The following is a 19,061-nucleotide window of genomic DNA, read 5'->3' as shown; positions in this document are numbered from 1 at the left end:
GGCTGGCAGGCCAGGCCCCGTTTGCCGAAAGCGATCATGCCGTCGAGGAAGAAGCGCTTGATGCCGTCGATGCCGTCGCCCGGAAACAGCATCCGGTAATCGGTGCCGAACAGCCCGCCCTTGTGCACGGTCGTGATGTCGACCCAGTCCGCGTCCGGCTCGAAGCTGTATTCGATTTCGGGCGCGTTGAGGCCGATATTGTTGTTGTGGTCCGTCCGCCAGAGCGGGTGCACCCGGTTCGGGCGGAGCGGAATATCGTGCGTCGCCCGGGCGGTGGCGGAGCGCAGGGCCTGCTCAAGCGCGATGAAACCGCCCTCGATCCTGGCCTCGTTCCCGGCCTTCACGTAATAGCGCGGCACGCCGGTATCGGCGCACATCGGGCGGCGGTCTTCCGACGCCGCCTCGTAATTCTCCAGCATGGCTTCCAGCACGAAGGCGGAAAGATCCCCGTCCTCGGCCGCGGCCATCCCCTTGATGCCTGCGAGATAATCGTCCGGAATATCGATCCCGGCCTTGAACATGATCTCGTAGGCAGCCTGTTCGGCTGCTTCTTTCCTGATCACCGGCGTTTCTCCCTGACCGTCAGGCGCCTCATGGGCGCGCTGCGGCAGAGAAAGCCTAGACCCTTTTCCCGGGACGGGGGAAGGGGGCGGCCGGAACTTGTGCCGTTCCGGCGGTGCGTCCCGGCCCTGGGCGCGGGTTTGAGCGGATTCTTAATGAACGCTGACGATTTCCCAGACATCGCCGGGCCGCAGGCAGGCTGTGCCGACCTGTTGCTGATTGCTGCTGCCGACCGCGACGCTGCGCCGGAACTCCCGGCAATAATCGCCCGACGCGGGTGTCTTGCCTGCCTGCTGCTGCCATGCGCCGTCCGGCTGCAAGCAGGCATTGCCATAGGCCGGAACGGCCGTGCCGCCGATGTTGATCGTGTCCTGATACTCGCGGCAATGGGCCGTTACGGCTGGTGCCGGAGTGGGGACAGGCACGGGCACATAGGTCGGCACCCGGATCACTTTCGGAGGTGTTGCCGGGTAGACGGGCACGACCTTATAGACGGTGCGCGTTTGCTTCCGGGACGTGACCCAGTGGCATTTGCCGCGCACGATCTCGTAATGCCCCGACCCGCGATGATGCACATTCTTGTTCTTGTAATAGGTCCGGCAATAGCTGTCGGGGTAATTGCCGCGATCATGCCTGTCCGGATTTTTCCAGGAGGCGGACAGCGCCTCGCCGGCGGCGAAGACGATCAGCATGCCAAGCAGACCGGCGGCGATGCGTAGCAGCAGAAGGCGGGGGCCGAGAAGGCGGGGAGGCAAGATGGCGTGCGTGGTCATGGGAAATTCCGATCCCGGAAATGGTGTCTCGGAATAAAGAACGGCCCTGCACGGGAAATCCGTCGGGGCGCCCATGTAAAAATAGGTTAATCGGCGCTATTTCCCGTCCGGCTTCTTCAGCGCCCGCCGTCCGAAATCTTGAGACGCTGGTCTGCGGTGTCAAACCCGGAGTGAACTCTCCAGGTGCTGGCGGCCGAATAGGCCGTCAGGCCCTGCCGGGTGGGAAGTGGACGTTTGCATGCACTCGGCACCGAGGTCTGCAAAGCGCAAGAAGCAGGCATTCCTCAAAAGAGCGAACGGTAGCCGATTCGTTCGCCACTCTCCAGCCACAACGGACTTTCAGAGAAAGCGGGGAGAGGGGGGCAAACGCTAGATATGCCCACCGCCCCCAACAGGAATTCCCTAGGAATATGGGCGTCTTCTTGTTCTGGTCATCCGTATGCCCGCGAGCTCTAACCCCGCGTCAGACGCGCTTTTCTGGGCATTGCTCTGCGACTACTTGCGGCGTATCCGAGCGAGCCGAGCCTTCGCCACTATTGCAGAAAGCCCAACTGCGGCTTCAATGCCTCCAGTTTCCTCAATAGAAAGGTTGATTAGGCGCCCGATGACCTCGTTGTCAAAGCCAGACGAGATTATTAGGTCCGTGGCTTTGTCTAAACCCGGATACCGCTCCAAACGCAGCAGCGGTTTCTGATTTTCGGTTTCGCCTCGACCTCGTTTCTGCGCCTCTTCCTTCGTGAAGTTGAAGCGCTCCTGTTGCTTGTTGTTCTGACTGCCGTGTAAACCCACAGGAGGTTCGGGAGTGATTCTGGGCATCTGTTTGTCGCTCGTATTTCCCTTAATCACCGCGCGCCGCTTGGCAAAGATGCTTTGCCCGAAAGGTAAGTCGAACCACTGCCATATAGCGGATCCAGCCTTATATTCTTGGCCCTTGGGATCAAGTTTTCCAAGTCCAGATAGTGCAAATGAGCCTTGCCAACGAACAACTGCATCGGATTGATTGGATGGCGGTTCCCAACTGGAAACGTCAGGATATGCGAAGCTGGAGGTGCGTTCGCGCTGCGCGATACTGACCATTCTGCCTGCTTCCTTCCGGATATAGGCTGTGTCTTGTAAGGTCCATTTCGGCTCGTTTACTGCGAGCGCACCAAGTATCGCGCCTGCCATAGTCGCGATCGTATCGGTATCACTCTCCAATTCATTTGCTGAGCGCACCAGTGCTTCTTCTACCCTGTCTGGTAGATAAATTTGACATAGCGTCAATGCTGCCAACGCAGTTTTGAACCCGGAGCCTCGATATTTTTCGGTGAGGCAACCCAATTTGTGCAATATTTCGTGGTAATCTGGACTTTGAGATGATTCGAAAACCTTCTTTATTTTCGAAATATCAGATTGCGCTTCCAGCTGGAATTCATGGATTGCCTCGCGCAAGGATTTTCCCGTTTCACGCTCCCATGTCGGCTCCCAAAGGGACGCAAGCTCGCTGTCACGCTCAATAGCGGATGGGATCTCTTGCATGTAGGATACAAAACTCATTGCGCTTTCGATAGAAGGAACTTTCCGCGTCGAAAATGTGTCCCAGAGGCACAATGAATGAAAAATTGCCCCACAGAAGCCATGAGGGTGGCCGTGAGTGACCAACGCGTCGCGCAAGACGCGGTTTAACATTTCATCCAGAGTGCCCGATGCGCTCCAAACATGGGGTTGTATTCTCATGGCCGCACCGTTGCCGCCGGCAGAGATATATCTCTGCTGGTCCGTCGCGAAGAAATTGGAGAACCAATTTACGCCCCGTTTCGACAAGTTCGCGGCGGCCGCCTTAGAACCTATACCGGCGCCTAAGCAGTACCCTTGCCAAGCTGTCACTTCGACCTTGGCAAAAGCCTCGACATCGAATGAACCGTTTCCACGGATAGACCTTGAAACACAAAGTCGAAGTTGAGTGTCGTCCGAATATGTCCCCGCCGGGAAATCCACCGTTACGCCAGAACGTCCTCCAATAAGCCTTTTCCATTCCGTAGTCTCGAAAACCGTTTTGCGTCCGGTCCTGTGCTCGACACCGCTTTTGCCTCGGCTCAGTTCGGTCATCCACCCGAGTGCATCGCCCGCGGCTGCCCATAGCGCGGAGTTGATAACCGCCCGTTCATAGTCAGCACGCTCATATTTCGCGACTGGTGCTTGATTGCTCTGGATGCTCAATTTTGCCTACCGATGAACTTCTGTGGTTGGATGGAGACGTTGACGCTTGAGTAGCCGAAGTCCTGTAGCCATCCGACCGCTATATCATGATGTTCATCCTGTTCGACATAGACCGTCGTCAGATGTTCCAGACTAAGACTTTCTGGATACAACACTTCTGCTTGTTCACAAGTTGGCAGTGACGCTTCTCTGCCAAATCTTTGCACGTTCCATGGATTGCCATAGTTGCCAAGTTTCTTACGCCGAATGCTCGGTGCAAATAAGGCGCCAAAACCATCTTCAGCTTGCCCTCTCTGGCATTGATCGTAACTGTTATTGGTTGTGGCAAACCAAACTCCATCGTGGGTCATAATTACCGGATCGAAGGACAAAATACACCACCAGACATCGTGATTCGTGTGCCAGCGGCGCGAAACATCTAGAAACCTGCGGTTAATCTCAGAAATCGATAAGTTCACGTATCGAAGCCAGTCTTCAGTCTTATCAAAGAGCGCTGACTCTTCGGGACGAACAGCCGAGTTTAGCTGCAAAACGTGGCGCAGGTAGGCATCTTCACCGAGAAGTGGTCGTGAAAGCAGGCTTTGACTCGCAAGCGAACCAATCAAGCCACGGTTCGTCGTGAAATGAAGGACTTCTGTTATTCCCCGTTTCGCTATCGCCGACTGCAGACTCAAAGCGCCACCTCTTCGTAAGTATTAGCGATGAAGTAATCAGTAAGTCGAGATTCTTCTCCAGGTTTGTATCCTACAATCACTTGCTTCCTAGCCCTGGCAACAGCAACCGCAAGAAGCCTCCTCAAGACTTGGACTTGGTCTGTCCTCTCTTCGTCGCCAAAGCGCGTGTTTTCTTGATTGAAGCCAAGGATGATGACGTGGTCGTATTCGAGACCCTTGGCGGAGTGGAAGGTGGAAATTGCGACATTAACATCTCCTTCTGGCCAATCGGGATTTCTCTGCATATCCACAAAATCAATGCCAGACCTATTCAGCTCAGCCCTAATGGTGTCAAACCATCCACCACCCTCAGGCTTCAAAAAACCCACTGTCTCATTTCTCAAATCAACGTTATTTCGGATATATTCTATGGCCCAAGAAATCTGCTTAGAATATTTCCCAGAGATGACCTTAGGAAGCGGCCCTTTTGTTTGCGCAGAATCCAAATTTGGCAATACACCATCGACATCGACTGTCAGTCCATCCAGTATACCAGAGGCGAAGGCCGCTATTTCTTTTGTGTTTCGATGGTTTTCTTGAAGTCGGTGCGAACGGTTACCCGTCACGTTGACACCTGCCTCCACCCAAGTGAACCCGCGCGCATAAATTCTCTGTGCGGTGTCGATCACGAATGTTGCTGCGTGATCATCTGCTAGGTGGTGTGTGATGGACCTAATCTCGTTTGCGGAGAAATCTTGGCTCTCATCCACAATGATTATGTCGTATTCCAGCGATGGGATGTCGCGGCGCATTTTTATTGCAAGTGTATTCCAGTCCAGCCAACCGTTTTCATCAAGGCGATCGCGATATGGATAGACTACTTCATCCAAAATACGTCGTCGCAGGCTTGCGTCGACCCTTGGCAATGCTCCACGGCCTGTGCGCTCACTTCTGACATATTCTTCTATGTTTTCCGGTTCAAAGCGCCCAAGAAGATACTCAACTTCTTGAACGACATATGACGGGTCGAGACCTTCAAATAAGCTCGCAAGTTGCCGAAGATAACGTCTCGCGTCGTTAGCTTGTACTGCAGTCACGCCAAGCTTCGACAGTGACCACTTTGCGAATGTGGAAATTTCAATCTCGTGATTTGAGCCAGTGATCTGTGCTTCAGCCAGCGCGCGAACATAGCCTGCGAGCGTTCGGTTAAAAGTAAGAAGTAGAACCCTAACCGGACTTTCATTCCCAATACGATCTTTCCGCGCCCGCATCATGTTCGCGAGCGAGGTAAGCCGTAGAAGCGCGGTAGTTGTCTTGCCACTACCCGCTGAGCCTCGGATCAACTCGGCGCCCGTTTGGTTTGTGCTAATGATCTTAAGTTGTTCCGGCGACGCTTTGATTCTGCCCAAATGCTTCATGCTGTTACCCTACCCTCATTTGGCGCAAATCTATCGTTCTGGGCTGGGCATGGAAACACTTTGTTTGCTGGGGTTTCATCGCCAGGGTTTGATCTTGCCCAGTGCAATGGATGGGTTGCGACCCCAAGGCGGCCCTTCACGCGCTTCATGTCGGTGCGTGGCGTGATGCTAAACTTGGCAGGGGGGACCGCTTCGGGCTGGAACGGTCATGCGTCGCGTACCGTACGAAAGTCCGCTTTGGCTCGGTTCCCGCCATCCCCAGCGGGTACCAAGCGTCAGATTTTCGCCACCAGGCACGCGTCCCCTATTGCGCGAACAGCGCATCGCTGCCCGCAGCCGGAGTCCCTGCATGAACTGCGCGGCATAGCACCTCTCCCGACGCTGCTCATACAGTCTTCACATGGTGCTCATCAGTCGGCTTGAAAAAATACAAACATCCAGAACATGCGCTGAGCGGCGCTATTTGCCGTCCGGCTTTTTCAGCGCCCGCCGGGTCAGCCGGTGCAGGCTGAACCAGAGCGCGATGACGAGCACCGGCAGGAATGCGGCGGAGACGATTGTCGGATCGACCGCGATCAGGTGCGCCTTCACCATGCCGTCGAGCAGATATTTCAGCAGATTGACCGCGTAATAGCTGATCGCCACCACGGACAGGCCCTCGACCGTGCGCTGGATGGCGAGCGACTGGGCGGCGCGGCGGTTCATGCTGTCGAGCAGGTCCCGGTTCTGCCGCTCCACCTTCACCTCGATGCCGGTGCGCAGCAGGCTGGACAGGCGCGAGGCCCGTTTCGAGATCGCCTCCTGCCGGCTCTGCACCGACCAGCAGGTGCGCAGGGCCGGGTCGATCCGGCGCATCAGATAGTCGAACAGGTGGATATAGCCGTTCAGGTTGATGGCGCCGAGCTGGCGCAGCCGTCCCTCGACGATCTCGAAATAGGCGGTGCTGGCGCGGTAGCGGTAGCTCGAGCTGGCGATGATGGTCTCCAGCTCGGCCGAGAGCTGGGCCAGCGGGTCGAGCAGGCTTTCGTCGGTGCGGTCCTGATCGCCGTCGGCCAGTTCGGCGGCGATCTTCGCCAGCCCGCGCTCGATCCGCTCCAGCTTCGGGCTGCTCTCGCGGGCGATGGGCAGGGAGAGCAGGGCGAGGCGCCAGTAGGTATTGAGCTCCAGCACCCGCTGCACGGTCTGGCCGAGCAGCTCGGGGCCGAGGGCGCCGGCCCGCAGATACATCCGGTCGAAGCCGTCATCGTGGCTGCGCAGGTCGCCGTATATCTCGACCCGCTCTTTCTCCATGCGGTTGGCCCTCTCCATGCGATTGGCGAACACCTCGTTGCCGTCGAACCAGCGGGACAGCCTGTTGCCGTCGAGCGGCGTCTCCAGGCCGTCGGAGACCGCGACATGCACGGCGACCATGACCTCGCCGAATTTCGCCTCCTTCCAGTCCGCCGGCAGCAGCCCGAAGACGGTTTCCTCGAAGGGCGCCTCGAAGCTTTCCTCGCGCAGGAAGGTGTAGGTCGAGAATTCGGTATGGCGCTCCCACTTCACGGTGAAGGGGCCGAGATCGGCGGTGAAATGCTTCATCTCGGCGGAGGGCTCGGCCTTGCCGAACTTGCGGCAGAGCGCGACCAGATCCTCGAAATCCCGGTCGCCGCCATGCTCGCCGGTGCCGAAACCGATATGGCTGATGCGCAGCGGCGCCCGCACCGGCCGGATCGGGCGGGCGTGCAATTCCAGGGTCAGCGCGTCCCGTTCGGGATGAAATTTCACGTCTCTTGCCCTCCAGAGGCAGAGTCTGTCCGATGCTCACTTTAGCCATGTGCGGCCGCTTCGCCTATGAGGCGTCTCGCCGCGCTTTACTGGCCGCGCTTTATTCCGGGGCTATTCCGCTGCGGTTGGCATCTACTCCGCCGCTGATGGCGGCGCGCCGGCCTCGTCCTCGATCAGCGACTGGCCCGGCGCGACGATGGAGAAATCCACCGGCACCATGTCCAGCGCCAGCCCGGCCTCGGACTGGGTGATGCGGGTGAAGCAGGTCTCCTCCAGCGATCCGGTCTCCGGGAAATCCTCGCGGAAATGGGCGCCGCGGCTGTCCTCGCGGCCGAGCGCGGCACTGGCGATGACGGCGCTGACATCGATCTGGCTCTCCAGGTTCATCCAGTCGTGCCAGGTCATGTTGAAGGCCCGGTCGCCGTCGGCCAGGCCGGTCTCGTGCAGCTCCGCCCGGAAATCGCCGAGCGCGGTCAGGGCACGGCGCAGCCCGTCCCGGTCGCGCAGGATGCCGACATCGTCCCACATGCAGTGGCTGAGCCGTTCGCGCAGGTCGGAAAGGCTGCCGCCGCGCGCCCGGAAGGGCCGTTCTGCACGGGAAATGCCGGCTTCGAGCACATTTTTGTCGGCGTCGCGCCAGGCGGCGCTTCCGGTTTGCACATAGGCCGCCATGCTCTCCCCGGCGATGCCGCCGAAGACGGTGGAGTTGGCGACGCCGTTGCCGCCGAGCCGGTTTGCGCCGTGTACCCCGCCGCAATCCTCGCCTGCGGCGAACAGGCCGGGCAGGCCGGTGCCGCAATCCAGCTCGAATTCCACGCCGCCCATCATGTAATGGGCGGTCGGCACAACTTCCACACGTCCGCCGGCCAGATCGAAGCCGCAATCGGCGCAGCGTTCCACCATCCCCTTGAATTTCCTGGCAATATTCTCCGGGCCGAGATGCGCCATCTGAATAAAAATACCCCCGTTCGGTGTGGTATTTCCGGCCCGCATCTCGGCATAGATCGCCCGGCTGACAATGTCCCGCGTCGCCCTCTCGCCGTGGCTATGATAGCGGCTCATGAAGCGCTCGCCCGCGCCGTTCAGCAGATGCCCGCCGGCGCCGCGCAACCCTTCTTCCAGCACGGTCCCGGTCATCCGCGTATCGGTTCCCGCCAGCAGCCCGGTCGGATGGAACTGCACCATCTCCATGTCCCGCAACGGCAGGTTTCGGCGTAGCGCCATGGCCATGCCGTCGCAGGCCTTGTCGCCGGACGGCGTGTGATAGAGATACATGGTCGGCCCGCCGCCGCTTGCCAGCAGCACGGCCTTGGCCTCGACATAGCGATAGTTTCCGGTTCGCATATCCACCAGCAGAACCCCGGCGATGCCGCTGCCGTCCCGGGCCGGGATCAGCTCGATGGCGCGGTGCTCCTCCAGCCTGTTCACGCCGCGCGCCCAGATCTGTTCCATCAGCCGGTTGATGATCTCGATCCCGGTCAGATCGCCCTTGTGCACGGTGCGGTCGAAGCTCTGCCCGGCGAAGGCCTTCTGGTGCAGCGAGCCGTCCGGATTGCGGTCGAAGAAGCAGCCGAGCTCGTTCTCCAGCTCGTGGATCCGCTCGACCGCCTTGTCCACCAGCTTCCAGGCGAGATCCTGGCGCGGCAGCCACTTGCCGCCGACGATGGTGTCCATGAAATGCCGCTCGACAGAATCGCCCGGTGCCAGCGCCACGTTGTAGCCGCCCTGCACCATCCGGGTGCAGCCGGATTTGCCGATCAGCCCCTTCACCGCGATGGTGACGTCCAGATCCGGGTCCGCCTGCAGGGCATGCAGCGCCGCCATCAGCCCGGCCCCGCCGGAGCCGATGATCAGGATGTCGGTGCGGAGGGTCTCGAGAGGTTGGCTCATAGCGCGACGATCCAGAACAGCAGGCCTGCCAGCACGGAAGCACCGGCGCCGAGGGAAATCAGGGTTTTCAGGGGATCGCGCCAGGGCAGGAATTCCAGCGCCAGCACCCGGATCCCGAAGCCGAGATGCAGGGTCAGCAGCATGACCAGTCCCCATTCGGCAATCTTCACCAGCGGCTGGTCGGTCCAGGCGATCACGCTGTCAAGCGCGACATCGCTGTCCAGCGCCAGCCCAAGCACGAGGAAATGCACCGGCAGGAACAGCGCGAGGGCAAGGCCGGAAAGCCGGTGGCCGAGGGCCGCCCACCAGCCCGGATGGTTCCGGGAGGCGCGCATCATGCCGTCACCGCGATCACGGCGCGCAGGCCGAGGCCGAGCAACAGGGCGCCGAAACCGAACGTTGCGAGATCGAGGGAACGGCCGCGCCAGCCGGCCCATTCTCGCAGAATGTTGCGCAACCCGATCGGCGCATGCAGCGCCACTGCGGTCACGAACAGGCCGTAGAAGGCGGCCCAGAGCAGGCTGCCCCGGGTCCGGCCAAGGATCTCGGCAGCCGAAAGCCCGCCCTCTATGGCAAAGAGGATCATCACCAGGTGGGCGAGGACCAGCGGTGCCAGCAGCATGGCGCTGGCGCGTTGCAGCAGATAGAGACGGGCCTCCAGCATCACAGCGCGCCCTTCATCAGGGCGGCCAGCGTCATCCGCTTCAGCCCGGCGATTCCGGCGGTCGGGTTGAGGCCGACCGGGCAATGCTCGACGCAGCTGCCGTGGCTATGGCAGGAGTGACAGCCGCCGCTCTCGGAGACGGCCCGGAGCAATCCCGCCTTGTCCGCGTCCCGTTCGTCGTTGGCCAGGGTCCAGGCCCGGTTCAGCGCCGCCGGACCCAGATAAGTCTCATCCCAGCCCACCACGTCGCAGGCGGCGTAGCAGACCGCGCAATTGATGCATTCGATCCCGGCATCCGCAGCCTTTCGGGCCGGGCTTTCGGACGAGACCGTGGCCATCGGCTCGTGCCGGGTGCGGGTCGGGACATGGCGGCCGCGGGCATCGCGCCATTTCTCGAAGAACGGCGCCATGTCGGTGGCGAGATCCTTGATCCGCGGCAGGTTGGCCAGCGGCTCGATCCTGAGATGGCCGTCCTCGGCCACGCGGGAGACGTGGGTCCGGCAGGTCCAGCGCGGCTTGCCGTTCACCTGCATGGCGCATGAGCCGCACATGCCCACCCGGCAGGCGAAACGGTAGGCCAGTGCGGGCTCTGCGTGCCGCTGCACCCAGGTCACCACGTCCAGCACGGTCTGGCTGGCCCGGCGCGGCACGCAGTACGTCTGGAGCGCGCCGTCGTCGCGGCCGCGCCAGATCTCCACATTCAGCATTTCTTCCCCATTGGCGGTGTCTTGCATTCCACCACTCCTTTTTTATCGGGGGAGTGTGGCGCCGAATTCACGTGGCGGAAAGGGGGCGGCGTGGAAAAAGTCCGGTTCAGGTGTAGCGGCTCTGGCCCCAGAAGCCGGAACGGGTTTCCAGCAGGGTAGTGAGGCCGGTGCGTTCCAGCGCTTTGGCGATTGCCGCGTCCGCAGCATCCAGCACGCTGCCTTCGTCGAGGCTGGTGACGGCACGGCCGCGCATCAGGATGTCACCGTCGACAATGGTGGTGTCGATATCGGCCCCATTTGCGAAATAGATGGCCCGGTGCAGCGGCATGTTGGCAGGCACCAGATGCGGTTTGCGCAGATCGAGCAGCACGATGTCGGCTTTCTTGCCTGGCTCCAGTGAGCCGATATCGGTCTCCAGGCCGATGGCTCTTGCGGCATCGATGGTAACCATTTCCAGCGCCTTGCCCGGCGGCAGGATCTGGTCGTCGCGGAAATGCCGGCGGTGATAATGCATGGCCTGCTGCATGTGCCGGATCATGTCGCCGGAGCGGTCCGGTGCGGGCGCGTCAGAGCCGATGGCGACGGTCACGCCCTGGTCGATCAGCTCCGGCACCGGGCAGCGTCCATTGATCGAGGCAACGGCGGAGGGGTTGTGCACGACGCTGGCACCACTCTCGCGCAGGGCGGCGATATCCGCCTCGGCCAGATTGGTGCAGTGGGACAGGAAAGCATCCTCGCCGAGCAGGTCCTGCGTGTCGTGGGCATAGGCGATGCTGCCCTCGCGATGTCCGTCCTGGGTAAAGCGCAGGCCCAGTTCTTTCGAGAGGGCGCGGACCTGCCGGGCGTGCTCCGTCACAAGATCGGCTGTCACGCCGTTGGGCAGCGGCTCGCCCAGGCGCGAGACGGGATAGGTGATCGCGACCGAGAGCCGACCATTCTCCGCGCCGTGCCAGGAGGTGGCAACCTGCCGGCAGATCTCAAGCTGTTGCTCGAAGCTGACGTCGCGCTCGCCCCGGTCATGGTCCCAGTCCCTGAAACGCCAGGGGAAGGGCGGCCGGTTGGCGCCGACGGCGAGCATGGCGCGGGTGCCTGCCTGCCTGACGGCGTTGAAATGCGCGTCCGCGACGCCCGGATGATCGGTCCTGCTGATGCTGTCGCCGCCGCCAAGCATGGAAATGCCGGTGGTGACGCCGGCCTTGATCCGCTCAAGAGCGAAAAGCGCGGCGTCCGCCCGCCAGAATTCCTCGTCCGAGCCGAGCGTGTAGATCTGCCGACAGGCATCGAACCAGGCTTTGCCGTCGTCGCTGCCGAGGGTTTTCACCAGCGCGTGCCCGGCATGGGCGTGGGCGTCGATCAGCCCGGGCAGTACCAGCATGCCGCTCGCGTCGATGATCTCCGCGTTTTCCGTTGCGCTGATCTCCTCATTGGGCCCGACGATGGCCGCGATCCGTCCGTCCCGAACGTGAACCGTGCCGCCGTCGATAATCCGCCGATCGGAATCCATCGTGACGACGATGCCGCCGCCTATCACAAGATTGCGCATAATCTCTCCGCGGCAAAACAACTTGGAGTTAAGGGATACTCGACGGACCAGAGAGTGACCTGATCAGGAACGATATGCGTTTCTGAGGACGTAAAAAAGATCGTGGCCGAGGGGGTGTTCCGGGCAGGGGCCATTGCCGCCAATATCCGGAGTCCCGGTTTCCTGCGCTGCCGGGTCGGCAGGAAGGCCGGCGGTTTCAAGCTCCGTCATTCCGAGGCGCTTGAAAATAGATTGGCGATTTCGGTTCTCGAAATCCGGTTTGTCAGACACCGTTTCCTCCATCAGAGCGGCGTGAACCCGTCAGCGGGCTGTCGATTCGTCACCATTCAGTCTGATGAGTCAAGGCGCAGGCGGGTTTCCGTGAACCGTCGCGTGCGACACCGGGAAGGCACGGCGGGGAGTTGCAGACCGGCGCATGGCCCGCCTAGTCTCGGTACACCCGCAGAAGAAGGACGGACACGTGATGAAGACAATCGCTGATTTGATTGAAGACAGGTTTGGCTTCCCGGCTGATGCCGGTCGGGACATGCCGGCCGAGGGTGATCTGGCTCATATTCTCGGGCACCGTTCCCATCGCCGCTACAAACCGGACCCGGTACCGGACGATCTGCTTGAGGTGCTGTTGGCGGCGGCGCTCTCCGCGCCGGCAAAATCGGATCTGCAGCAGTCCGGGGTGCTGATTGTCCGGGATGCGGGGACGCGCGGCAAGATCGAGGCCCTGATGCCGGAAATGCCTTGGATAGCCGACGCACCGGTCTTCATGGTTTTTCTCGCCGACAGCAGGCGCATCCGCCGGATCTCGGAGATGCGGGGCAAACCCTTTGCCAACGACCACCTGGATTCCGTGCTGAACGCGGCGGTCGATGCCGGGCTGGTGATGATGAATTTCATTCGGGCGGCGGAGGCGGTCGGGCTCGGCTGCTGTCCGATCAGCGTTGTCCGCAACCATATAGAGACAGTTTCGGAAATGCTGGAACTGCCGGATCACGTCTTTCCGATCTGCGGTTTCTGCCTCGGCTGGCCGGCGGGCGAGGGGCATATCAGTTTGCGCCTGCCGCCGTCGGTGTTTGTCCATGTTGACCGCTATGACGACAGCCGTCTTGAACAGGAGATTGCGGGGTATGACGCCCGCCGCAGTGCGCGTTTTCAGATCCCGGACGAAAAACAGAGATCGGTCGTTGAATACGGGTTGGCGCAAGATTACGGATGGTCGGAAGACAAAGCGCGTCAGGTTTCGAAACCGGAACGCAAGCAATTGGCCAAATATTTAAAGGGCAAAGGCTTCAATCTTGAGTGAGGCATGACTTGTCCTTCGCGCATGATGGAAAAAGGGCTGGCGTTGCGTTGGGAGATTTCCTAACGTTTCGCGCAATAGGGAGAGCGCGCCGCTAAAAAAACAAAAATTGCGGTTAGGGCATGTGCCTGCGGCCTCCCTAGGACAAGGGAGGAACTTTTAAATGCGTTTCCTGAAAATGGATTTGCGTGCCGCCGCAGTTGCGGCCGCGTTCACGGCATCATTCGGTCTCGCCGCGGCGCCCGCCGACGCGAAGGTCGAAGGGGATACCATTACGCTCGGTGCGGCGATGTCGCTGACCGGCAAATATTCAACCAACGGCATCGATACGCAGAACGGGTACGAGCTTGCGGTCGACATGATTAACAAGGCTGGCGGCGTGACCGTCGGCGGCAAGAGCTACAAAATGAAGATCGCGTACTATGACGATGAGTCGACCCCGGCTCGCGGTGCGCAGCTTGCCGAGCGCCTGATCAATCAGGACGGCGTCAAATATATGCTTGGCCCGTACAGCTCTGGGCTGACCAAGGCAATCGCGCCGGTCACTGAAAAGTACAAGATCCCGATGATTGAGGCGGAGGGCGCGTCCCGGTCGCTCTTCACCCAGGGCTATCGCTACATGTTCGCGGTGCTCTCGACCTCCGAACTGTATCTCGCCAGTTCCATTTCCCTGGCAGCCGAACTTGCGGAAAAGGCGGGCAAGAAGCCGTCCGACGTCAAGGTCGCCCTGGCCTTCGAGAACGATCCGTTCTCGCTCGATGTCCGGGCCGGTGTGGTTGAGGACGCGGCGAAGTACGGCATGAAAATCGTCATCGACGACAAGCTGCCGCGTGACCTGGCCGACATGACCTCGACCCTGACCAAGGTGCGGGCGCTCAAGCCTGATCTTCTGGTGATTTCCGGTCATGCCAAGGGTGCCGTGACCGCTGGCCGCCAGATTAGCGAGCTGAAACTCGACGTGCCGATGATCGCCATGACCCATTGCGAGTCCGCGAAGATCACCGAGAATTTCGGCGCCGGTCCGATGGAAGGCATCCTTTGCCCGACGCAATGGTCCGAAACCCTGAGCTACAAGGACGATCTGTTCGGCACAGCCGCGGAATATGACGCGCTCTTCAAGAAGACCTACCCGAGCTACAAGACCGTTCCGTATCAGGCCGCACAGGCTTCGGCGGCGGTGCAGGTCTGGAAGGACGCCTTCGAGCGGGCCAACAGCTTCGACACCGAAGCCCTGCGGGACGCGATTGCCGATACCGATCTGGCGACCTTCTACGGTCAGATCAAGTTCTCACCGGCCGGCAACAATATCGCCAAGCCGATGGTGCTGCGGCAGATCCAGGATGGCGAATACAACGTGGTCGCACCGACAAAGTGGGCCTCGTCGAAGGTTCGGCATCCGCGTCAGCCGAAATACTGAGCCTCTGACATGCTGAGCGCGGCGGGTGGCATCCTCCCGCCGCGCTTCCTTCTCTTGGCGAGCGCCCGTGCGGCCGCCGCCACACAGGAAGAAAGGCTGAGCGCTCCATGCTCGATAATATTTCAATCCTCGTTCAGGCGCCGATTTTCGCCGTTGACCTGCTGGTTCAGGGGCTGCTGATCGGCGGTATCTTTGTGCTTGCCGCCTATGGTCTGGCGCTTGTCTGGGGAGTCATGAACGTCAAGAATCTCGCCCAGGGTGAACTGGTCATCCTCGGTGGCTATCTGGCTTACCAGGCGACGCTCTGGGACATTCACCCGATCGTCGCCCTGCCGGTGGCTTTTGTCCTGATGTTCGCCTTCGGCTGGGGGATCTACATCACGATCATCAAGCGGGTCGTGGACCGCGACATGTTCACCTCGCTGCTTGCCACCTTCGGGCTCAGTCTGCTGATCCAGCAGTCCCTGAATCTGGTGTTCGGTCCGGAGGTGCGGATCGCGGAAGCGGGCTTCGGCACCCTCACCATGGGGGACCTCAGCATTCCGGTGATCCGCTTTGTCAGCCTCGGTCTGGCGGCAGTCCTGGCGATCGGGCTCATCCTGTTCATGCGCAATTCGCGCATGGGGCAGGCAATCCGGGCAACGGCGCAGGATCCCCGGGCAGCCAGAGTGCTCGGCATCAACACGGACCGGGTCTATGCCTTTACCTTCGCCCTGAATGCCGCCATCTGCGGTTCGGCCGGGGTGCTGGTGGCGATGATCTGGAACATCCAGCCGTTCTATGGCCTGGTTCACTCGATCCGGTCTTTCATCATCGTGACGGCTGCCGGCCTTGGCAATTTGCCGGGCGTCATCATTGCCGGTTTCGGCCTCGGGGTCTGGGAGAATTATGCCGGCTTCGTGTTCGGCGCGGAGTTCGCCATTGCTGCCGTCGTCGGATTGCTGGTCGTGGTGTTGATGATCCGTTTGGTGCAGCTTTACAGACTTCGGCAGGTGGTTCGATGAAGGCGCGCAATCTCGACATGACCGTCTATGCCGGTCTGATCGCAGCCGGCATCTTCGTGCCGCTGCTGTTCCCGGCCTTCACCAGCCAGATGGCGGTGATGTGGCTGATGGTCCTGATGGCCGTCACCTGGGACATGACCGGCGGCCAGATGGGCTACAACTCGCTGGGTAACATCGCCTTTTTCGGTATCGGCATGTATGCCTCCGCCGTCGTGCAGATCGGTCTCGTCTATGACGTGATGGAATACACGGCGGCCTTCGGTGCGATCAAGGTGGACTTCACGGTCTCGCAATACTGGACGGGCCTGCTGCTCGGTATCGGCTTCGGCGGTGTCGCGGCGACCGTGTTCGCCATGCTTGTCGGGCCGTTCATGCTGGGGCTGCGCGGCCCCTATTTCGCCATCGGCACCCTCGGGCTTGCCGTTGCGGTGGCGGAGATGGTCAGCGGCTGGCGCTATGTAGGCGGCGGCAGCGGCATCTCCATGCCAGTCTTCCCCGGCGAAGCCGGCACGGGCTCGGTGGTCTTCTATGTCATGCTGTTCGTGCTCGCCATCGTCTCGCACATGGTCATCCGGGCCATCTACAAGACCCGCTTCGGGCTCGCGGTGAATGCCATACGGGACGACGAGGACAAGGCCGAGGCAATGGGCATCCACACCAACCGCTACAAGGTCATCGCCTGGATGATCGCGGCCTTCTTCATGGGCATTGCGGGGGCGATTTTCGGCAACATGTCCGGCTTCATCGAACCCCTGGAAGTGGCGTTTCCGACGGCAACCTTCGGCATCTTCATGGTGGCGATGGCGCTGGTCGGCGGCAAGGGCACGGTCTGGGGACCGGTGCTCGGCGCCATCCTGTTCCATATCGTCAAGGAAGTGACCTGGACCCATCTGCTGGGCTGGCAGTGGGTGGCGCTCGGCGCGATCATCATCATCAATATCGTTTATTTCCAGCAGGGCATTCTCGGCTGGGCGCAAGACCGCTGGCCGTCGCTGTTCGGCGTGACCGTGGACGAGAAAACCACCCGATCGGGCCAGACGGAGGCAGCGGAATGAGCGGATCGCTAATCGAGGTGCGCGGCGTCTCCAAGAGATACGGCGGGGTCATTGCCAACAAGGATATCAGCATCGATGTGGCCGAGGGAGGCATCACCGGACTGATCGGGCCGAATGGATCCGGCAAGACGACCCTGTTCAACTCGATCGTCGGCTACCATCCGATCGATGAGGGTTCGATCAAGTTCAAGGGCAAGGAGATCTCCAAGCTCCGGGTGCCGGACATTGCCCGGCTGGGCCTGCTCCGGACTTTCCAGCAAACCAGGATCTACTCGAAGATGGACTGCATGAAGAACATGCTGATCTCGGTCTCGCACCGGGAAGAGGGCCTGGGCTCCATGTTCGGCTCCATGCATGACCGGGAGACCGAGGCCTTCGCCGAGGAACTTCTGGAATTCGTCGGGCTTTATCAGAAGCGGTTCCTGATCGCGGGTGAGCTGTCCTTCGGTCAGCAGAAGCTGCTGGAATTCGCCATGGCCCTGATGAACCGGCCGAAGGTGCTGCTGCTGGACGAGCCGACAGCGGGGATCAATCCGACCCTGATCAACGGCCTGATCGACCGGCTGAAGCGGGCGAACGAGCAGTTCGGCATCACCCTCTTCGTCATCGAGCACAACATGCGCGTGATTATGAACCTCGCAGACCGGATATCCTGCCTGGCCCACGGCGAACTGCTCGCCACCGGAACGCCGGACGAGATCCAGAACGACCGGCGGGTGGTCGAAGCCTATCTGGGAGCACACTGATGAGCGACAAGGAAAAAACCGTAAGCGTGACGGTGAGCGAGGCGCGCATCAGCGGCTATGGCCGGGGCGGTGTCGAGACCGTCATCTCCGTCGAGGATGTGGTCCGGCAGGTTGAGGCCATCGCCGACGGGCCGGACCAGGCCCGGATTGATGCACTCGCCGGTCCCGATCCGTTTCTCACCATCGACACGCTGAAGGCCGGCTACGGCAAGATGGAGATCCTGCACGATTTCTCGCTCAAGGTCGGCAAGGGACAATCCTGCTGCCTGATCGGGCCGAACGGGGCCGGCAAGTCGACGATTCTGCATTCGATTTTCGGTTTCACGAATATCTTTTCCGGCACGGTGACGGTCGACGGCAAGGATGTCACCAACCTGTCCTCGAACGAGAAGCTGAAGAATGCGGGCATCGCCTATATCCTGCAGGACAAATCCGTTTTCGGCAGCATGACCGTGGAGGAAAACCTCTGGATGGGCGGGTACCTGAAGGAGAAGACCTCCGAGGCAAAAGAGGCGGCGGAACGGATCTTCGAGAAATATCCCCGTCTCGCGGCGCGCCGGAACCATCTGGCGAAGGTGCTGTCGGGCGGCGAGCGGCGCCTGCTGGAAATCAGCCGGGCGCTGGTCATGGAGCCCGAGATCCTGTTGGTGGACGAGCCCTCCATCGGTCTCGAGCCCCGCTTCATCGACATGGTGTTCGAGATCCTGGACGACCTGCAGCGGGTCGAGGGCAAGACCATCCTGATGGTCGAGCAGAACGCCAAGAAGGGCCTGGAATTCGCCGATATCGGCTATGTGCTGGTGTCCGGCCAGACGGCGATGGCCGGCACCGGCGAGGAACTGCTGGCAAACCCTGAAGTGGGGCGGCTGTTCCTCGGGGGCTGACCCGCTACCGCTCCAGTCCGAGCCTCTTGTGCCATGCTTCGATGCTTTCCTCCGGGTAGGCGTCGAAGCACTGGTCTTTCTTGCCTTTTTCCAGCGGCACCCAGTCCGGCTTCGAGTCCAGCATCAGATGCGTCAGTTCCGGCGCGGCCGGCAGGGGCGTGTCGATGGCGCCGGCCTGCGGGTGGACCAGCCCCGGCCAGCGCGGATCCCAGAGCCAGAGGGCGGAGCCGCAGGATTTGCAGAAGCTGCGTTCGGCCGGGCTTTCGCCGCCGTCCATTTTCGCGTGATATTTCGAGATGTTGTCCGCGCCCTTGATCTGCAGGCTTTCGAAGGTGCCGGACAGATTGATGGCATAGCCGCCGCTGCCCGCCGTCTTGCGGCAGATCGAGCAGTAGCAGCGATTGAACGGATAAGGATGCTTGCTGTCCAGACTGAAGCTGACGGCACCGCAATGGCAGGAGCCTTCGAGTTTCATGCAGCGCTCTCCTT

Annotated in this window: 19 protein-coding genes; 6 read left to right on the top strand and 13 right to left on the bottom strand. The window is 60.9% G+C overall.

Annotated elements, in window-relative coordinates; all coding sequences use genetic code 11:
- From RH950_RS00835 to RH950_RS00780, 12 genes are all read right to left on the bottom strand, one after another.
- Window positions 1-563, bottom strand: a 563-nt coding sequence (locus RH950_RS00835) for a fumarate hydratase (protein ID WP_350052728.1), incomplete at its 3' end; no start/stop codon positions are given.
- Between the two features lie 150 nt (window positions 564-713).
- Complete coding sequence (locus tag RH950_RS00830) at window positions 714-1,334, bottom strand: hypothetical protein (RefSeq protein WP_350052726.1); 621 nt, start codon at window positions 1,332-1,334, stop codon at window positions 714-716.
- Between the two features lie 495 nt (window positions 1,335-1,829).
- Window positions 1,830-3,533, bottom strand: a complete 1,704-nt coding sequence (locus RH950_RS00825) for an ADP-ribosylglycohydrolase family protein (protein ID WP_350052724.1) — start codon at window positions 3,531-3,533, stop codon at window positions 1,830-1,832.
- On the bottom strand, window positions 3,530-4,207 hold the full coding sequence (locus RH950_RS00820; protein WP_350052722.1) for a DarT ssDNA thymidine ADP-ribosyltransferase family protein: 678 nt from the start codon (window positions 4,205-4,207) through the stop codon (window positions 3,530-3,532). Before RH950_RS00820 ends, RH950_RS00825 begins: the two co-directional genes overlap by 4 nt.
- Window positions 4,204-5,604 (bottom strand): 3'-5' exonuclease, encoded by a 1,401-nt coding sequence (locus RH950_RS00815; RefSeq protein ID WP_350052720.1) that lies wholly within the window; start codon window positions 5,602-5,604, stop codon window positions 4,204-4,206. The genes RH950_RS00820 and RH950_RS00815 overlap by 4 nt, the downstream gene beginning before the upstream one ends.
- Before the next feature lie 459 nt (window positions 5,605-6,063).
- Window positions 6,064-7,368 carry a DUF3422 family protein gene (locus RH950_RS00810; protein WP_350052719.1) on the bottom strand — a complete coding sequence of 435 codons (1,305 nt, stop codon included), beginning with the start codon at window positions 7,366-7,368 and terminating at the stop codon, window positions 6,064-6,066.
- Window positions 7,369-7,500: 132 nt separating this feature from the next.
- A complete protein-coding gene (locus RH950_RS00805; RefSeq protein WP_350052717.1) occupies window positions 7,501-9,258 on the bottom strand; it encodes an L-aspartate oxidase in 1,758 nt (585 codons plus the stop codon).
- A complete protein-coding gene (locus tag RH950_RS00800; RefSeq protein ID WP_350052715.1) occupies window positions 9,255-9,596 on the bottom strand; it encodes a succinate dehydrogenase, cytochrome b556 subunit in 342 nt (113 codons plus the stop codon). Before RH950_RS00800 ends, RH950_RS00805 begins: the two co-directional genes overlap by 4 nt.
- Window positions 9,593-9,922, bottom strand: a complete 330-nt coding sequence (locus RH950_RS00795) for a succinate dehydrogenase (RefSeq protein ID WP_350052713.1) — start codon at window positions 9,920-9,922, stop codon at window positions 9,593-9,595. The genes RH950_RS00800 and RH950_RS00795 overlap by 4 nt, the downstream gene beginning before the upstream one ends.
- Complete coding sequence (locus tag RH950_RS00790; RefSeq protein WP_350052711.1) at window positions 9,922-10,656, bottom strand: succinate dehydrogenase/fumarate reductase iron-sulfur subunit; 735 nt, start codon at window positions 10,654-10,656, stop codon at window positions 9,922-9,924. Before RH950_RS00790 ends, RH950_RS00795 begins: the two co-directional genes overlap by 1 nt.
- Before the next feature lie 79 nt (window positions 10,657-10,735).
- Complete coding sequence (locus RH950_RS00785; protein WP_350052709.1) at window positions 10,736-12,172, bottom strand: amidohydrolase family protein; 1,437 nt, start codon at window positions 12,170-12,172, stop codon at window positions 10,736-10,738.
- 63 nt (window positions 12,173-12,235) lie between these two features.
- Window positions 12,236-12,442, bottom strand: a complete 207-nt coding sequence (locus RH950_RS00780) for a hypothetical protein (protein ID WP_350052707.1) — start codon at window positions 12,440-12,442, stop codon at window positions 12,236-12,238.
- Window positions 12,443-12,635: 193 nt separating this feature from the next.
- Here RH950_RS00780 and RH950_RS00775 point away from each other — a divergent pair, with 193 nt between their 5' ends.
- The 6 genes from RH950_RS00775 (at window position 12,636) to RH950_RS00750 (ending at window position 18,572) form a co-directional block, all read left to right on the top strand.
- Window positions 12,636-13,469, top strand: a complete 834-nt coding sequence (locus RH950_RS00775) for a nitroreductase family protein (protein ID WP_350052705.1) — start codon at window positions 12,636-12,638, stop codon at window positions 13,467-13,469.
- Window positions 13,470-13,629: 160 nt separating this feature from the next.
- Complete coding sequence (locus RH950_RS00770; protein WP_350052703.1) at window positions 13,630-14,883, top strand: amino acid ABC transporter substrate-binding protein; 1,254 nt, start codon at window positions 13,630-13,632, stop codon at window positions 14,881-14,883.
- Window positions 14,884-14,990: 107 nt separating this feature from the next.
- On the top strand, window positions 14,991-15,887 hold the full coding sequence (locus RH950_RS00765) for a branched-chain amino acid ABC transporter permease (RefSeq protein WP_350052701.1): 897 nt from the start codon (window positions 14,991-14,993) through the stop codon (window positions 15,885-15,887).
- A complete protein-coding gene (locus RH950_RS00760) occupies window positions 15,884-16,942 on the top strand; it encodes a branched-chain amino acid ABC transporter permease (RefSeq protein WP_350052699.1) in 1,059 nt (352 codons plus the stop codon). Before RH950_RS00765 ends, RH950_RS00760 begins: the two co-directional genes overlap by 4 nt.
- Window positions 16,939-17,688 (top strand): ABC transporter ATP-binding protein, encoded by a 750-nt coding sequence (locus tag RH950_RS00755; protein ID WP_350052697.1) that lies wholly within the window; start codon window positions 16,939-16,941, stop codon window positions 17,686-17,688. Before RH950_RS00760 ends, RH950_RS00755 begins: the two co-directional genes overlap by 4 nt.
- Entirely contained in the window at window positions 17,688-18,572 is an 885-nt protein-coding gene (locus RH950_RS00750; RefSeq protein ID WP_350052695.1) for an ABC transporter ATP-binding protein, read from the top strand. The genes RH950_RS00755 and RH950_RS00750 overlap by 1 nt, the downstream gene beginning before the upstream one ends.
- 4 nt (window positions 18,573-18,576) lie before the next feature.
- Here the strand turns inward: RH950_RS00750 and RH950_RS00745 are convergent, their stop codons facing one another.
- Complete coding sequence (locus RH950_RS00745) at window positions 18,577-19,047, bottom strand: GFA family protein (RefSeq protein ID WP_350052692.1); 471 nt, start codon at window positions 19,045-19,047, stop codon at window positions 18,577-18,579.
- Between the last annotated feature and the right edge of the window lie 14 nt (window positions 19,048-19,061).

Origin of the sequence: Nisaea sp. (genome assembly GCF_040217065.1) — a bacterium.
GTDB lineage: Bacteria > Pseudomonadota > Alphaproteobacteria > Thalassobaculales > Thalassobaculaceae > Nisaea.
The sequence above is the reverse complement of the archived record's forward strand: the minus strand, read 5'-3'. Positions and strand labels throughout refer to the sequence as shown.

Coding starts and splice junctions, on each gene's coding strand:
- RH950_RS00830 (WP_350052726.1), bottom strand. CDS start 1,334: ATGACCACGCACGCCATCTTGCCTCCCCGCCTTCTCGGCCCCCGCCTT.
- RH950_RS00815 (WP_350052720.1), bottom strand. CDS start 5,604: ATGAAGCATTTGGGCAGAATCAAAGCGTCGCCGGAACAACTTAAGATC.
- RH950_RS00805 (WP_350052717.1), bottom strand. CDS start 9,258: ATGAGCCAACCTCTCGAGACCCTCCGCACCGACATCCTGATCATCGGC.
- RH950_RS00800 (WP_350052715.1), bottom strand. CDS start 9,596: ATGATGCGCGCCTCCCGGAACCATCCGGGCTGGTGGGCGGCCCTCGGC.
- RH950_RS00795 (WP_350052713.1), bottom strand. CDS start 9,922: ATGCTGGAGGCCCGTCTCTATCTGCTGCAACGCGCCAGCGCCATGCTG.
- RH950_RS00790 (WP_350052711.1), bottom strand. CDS start 10,656: ATGCAAGACACCGCCAATGGGGAAGAAATGCTGAATGTGGAGATCTGG.
- RH950_RS00785 (WP_350052709.1), bottom strand. CDS start 12,172: ATGCGCAATCTTGTGATAGGCGGCGGCATCGTCGTCACGATGGATTCC.
- RH950_RS00775 (WP_350052705.1), top strand. CDS start 12,636: ATGAAGACAATCGCTGATTTGATTGAAGACAGGTTTGGCTTCCCGGCT.
- RH950_RS00770 (WP_350052703.1), top strand. CDS start 13,630: ATGCGTTTCCTGAAAATGGATTTGCGTGCCGCCGCAGTTGCGGCCGCG.
- RH950_RS00765 (WP_350052701.1), top strand. CDS start 14,991: ATGCTCGATAATATTTCAATCCTCGTTCAGGCGCCGATTTTCGCCGTT.
- RH950_RS00760 (WP_350052699.1), top strand. CDS start 15,884: ATGAAGGCGCGCAATCTCGACATGACCGTCTATGCCGGTCTGATCGCA.
- RH950_RS00755 (WP_350052697.1), top strand. CDS start 16,939: ATGAGCGGATCGCTAATCGAGGTGCGCGGCGTCTCCAAGAGATACGGC.
- RH950_RS00750 (WP_350052695.1), top strand. CDS start 17,688: ATGAGCGACAAGGAAAAAACCGTAAGCGTGACGGTGAGCGAGGCGCGC.
- RH950_RS00745 (WP_350052692.1), bottom strand. CDS start 19,047: ATGAAACTCGAAGGCTCCTGCCATTGCGGTGCCGTCAGCTTCAGTCTG.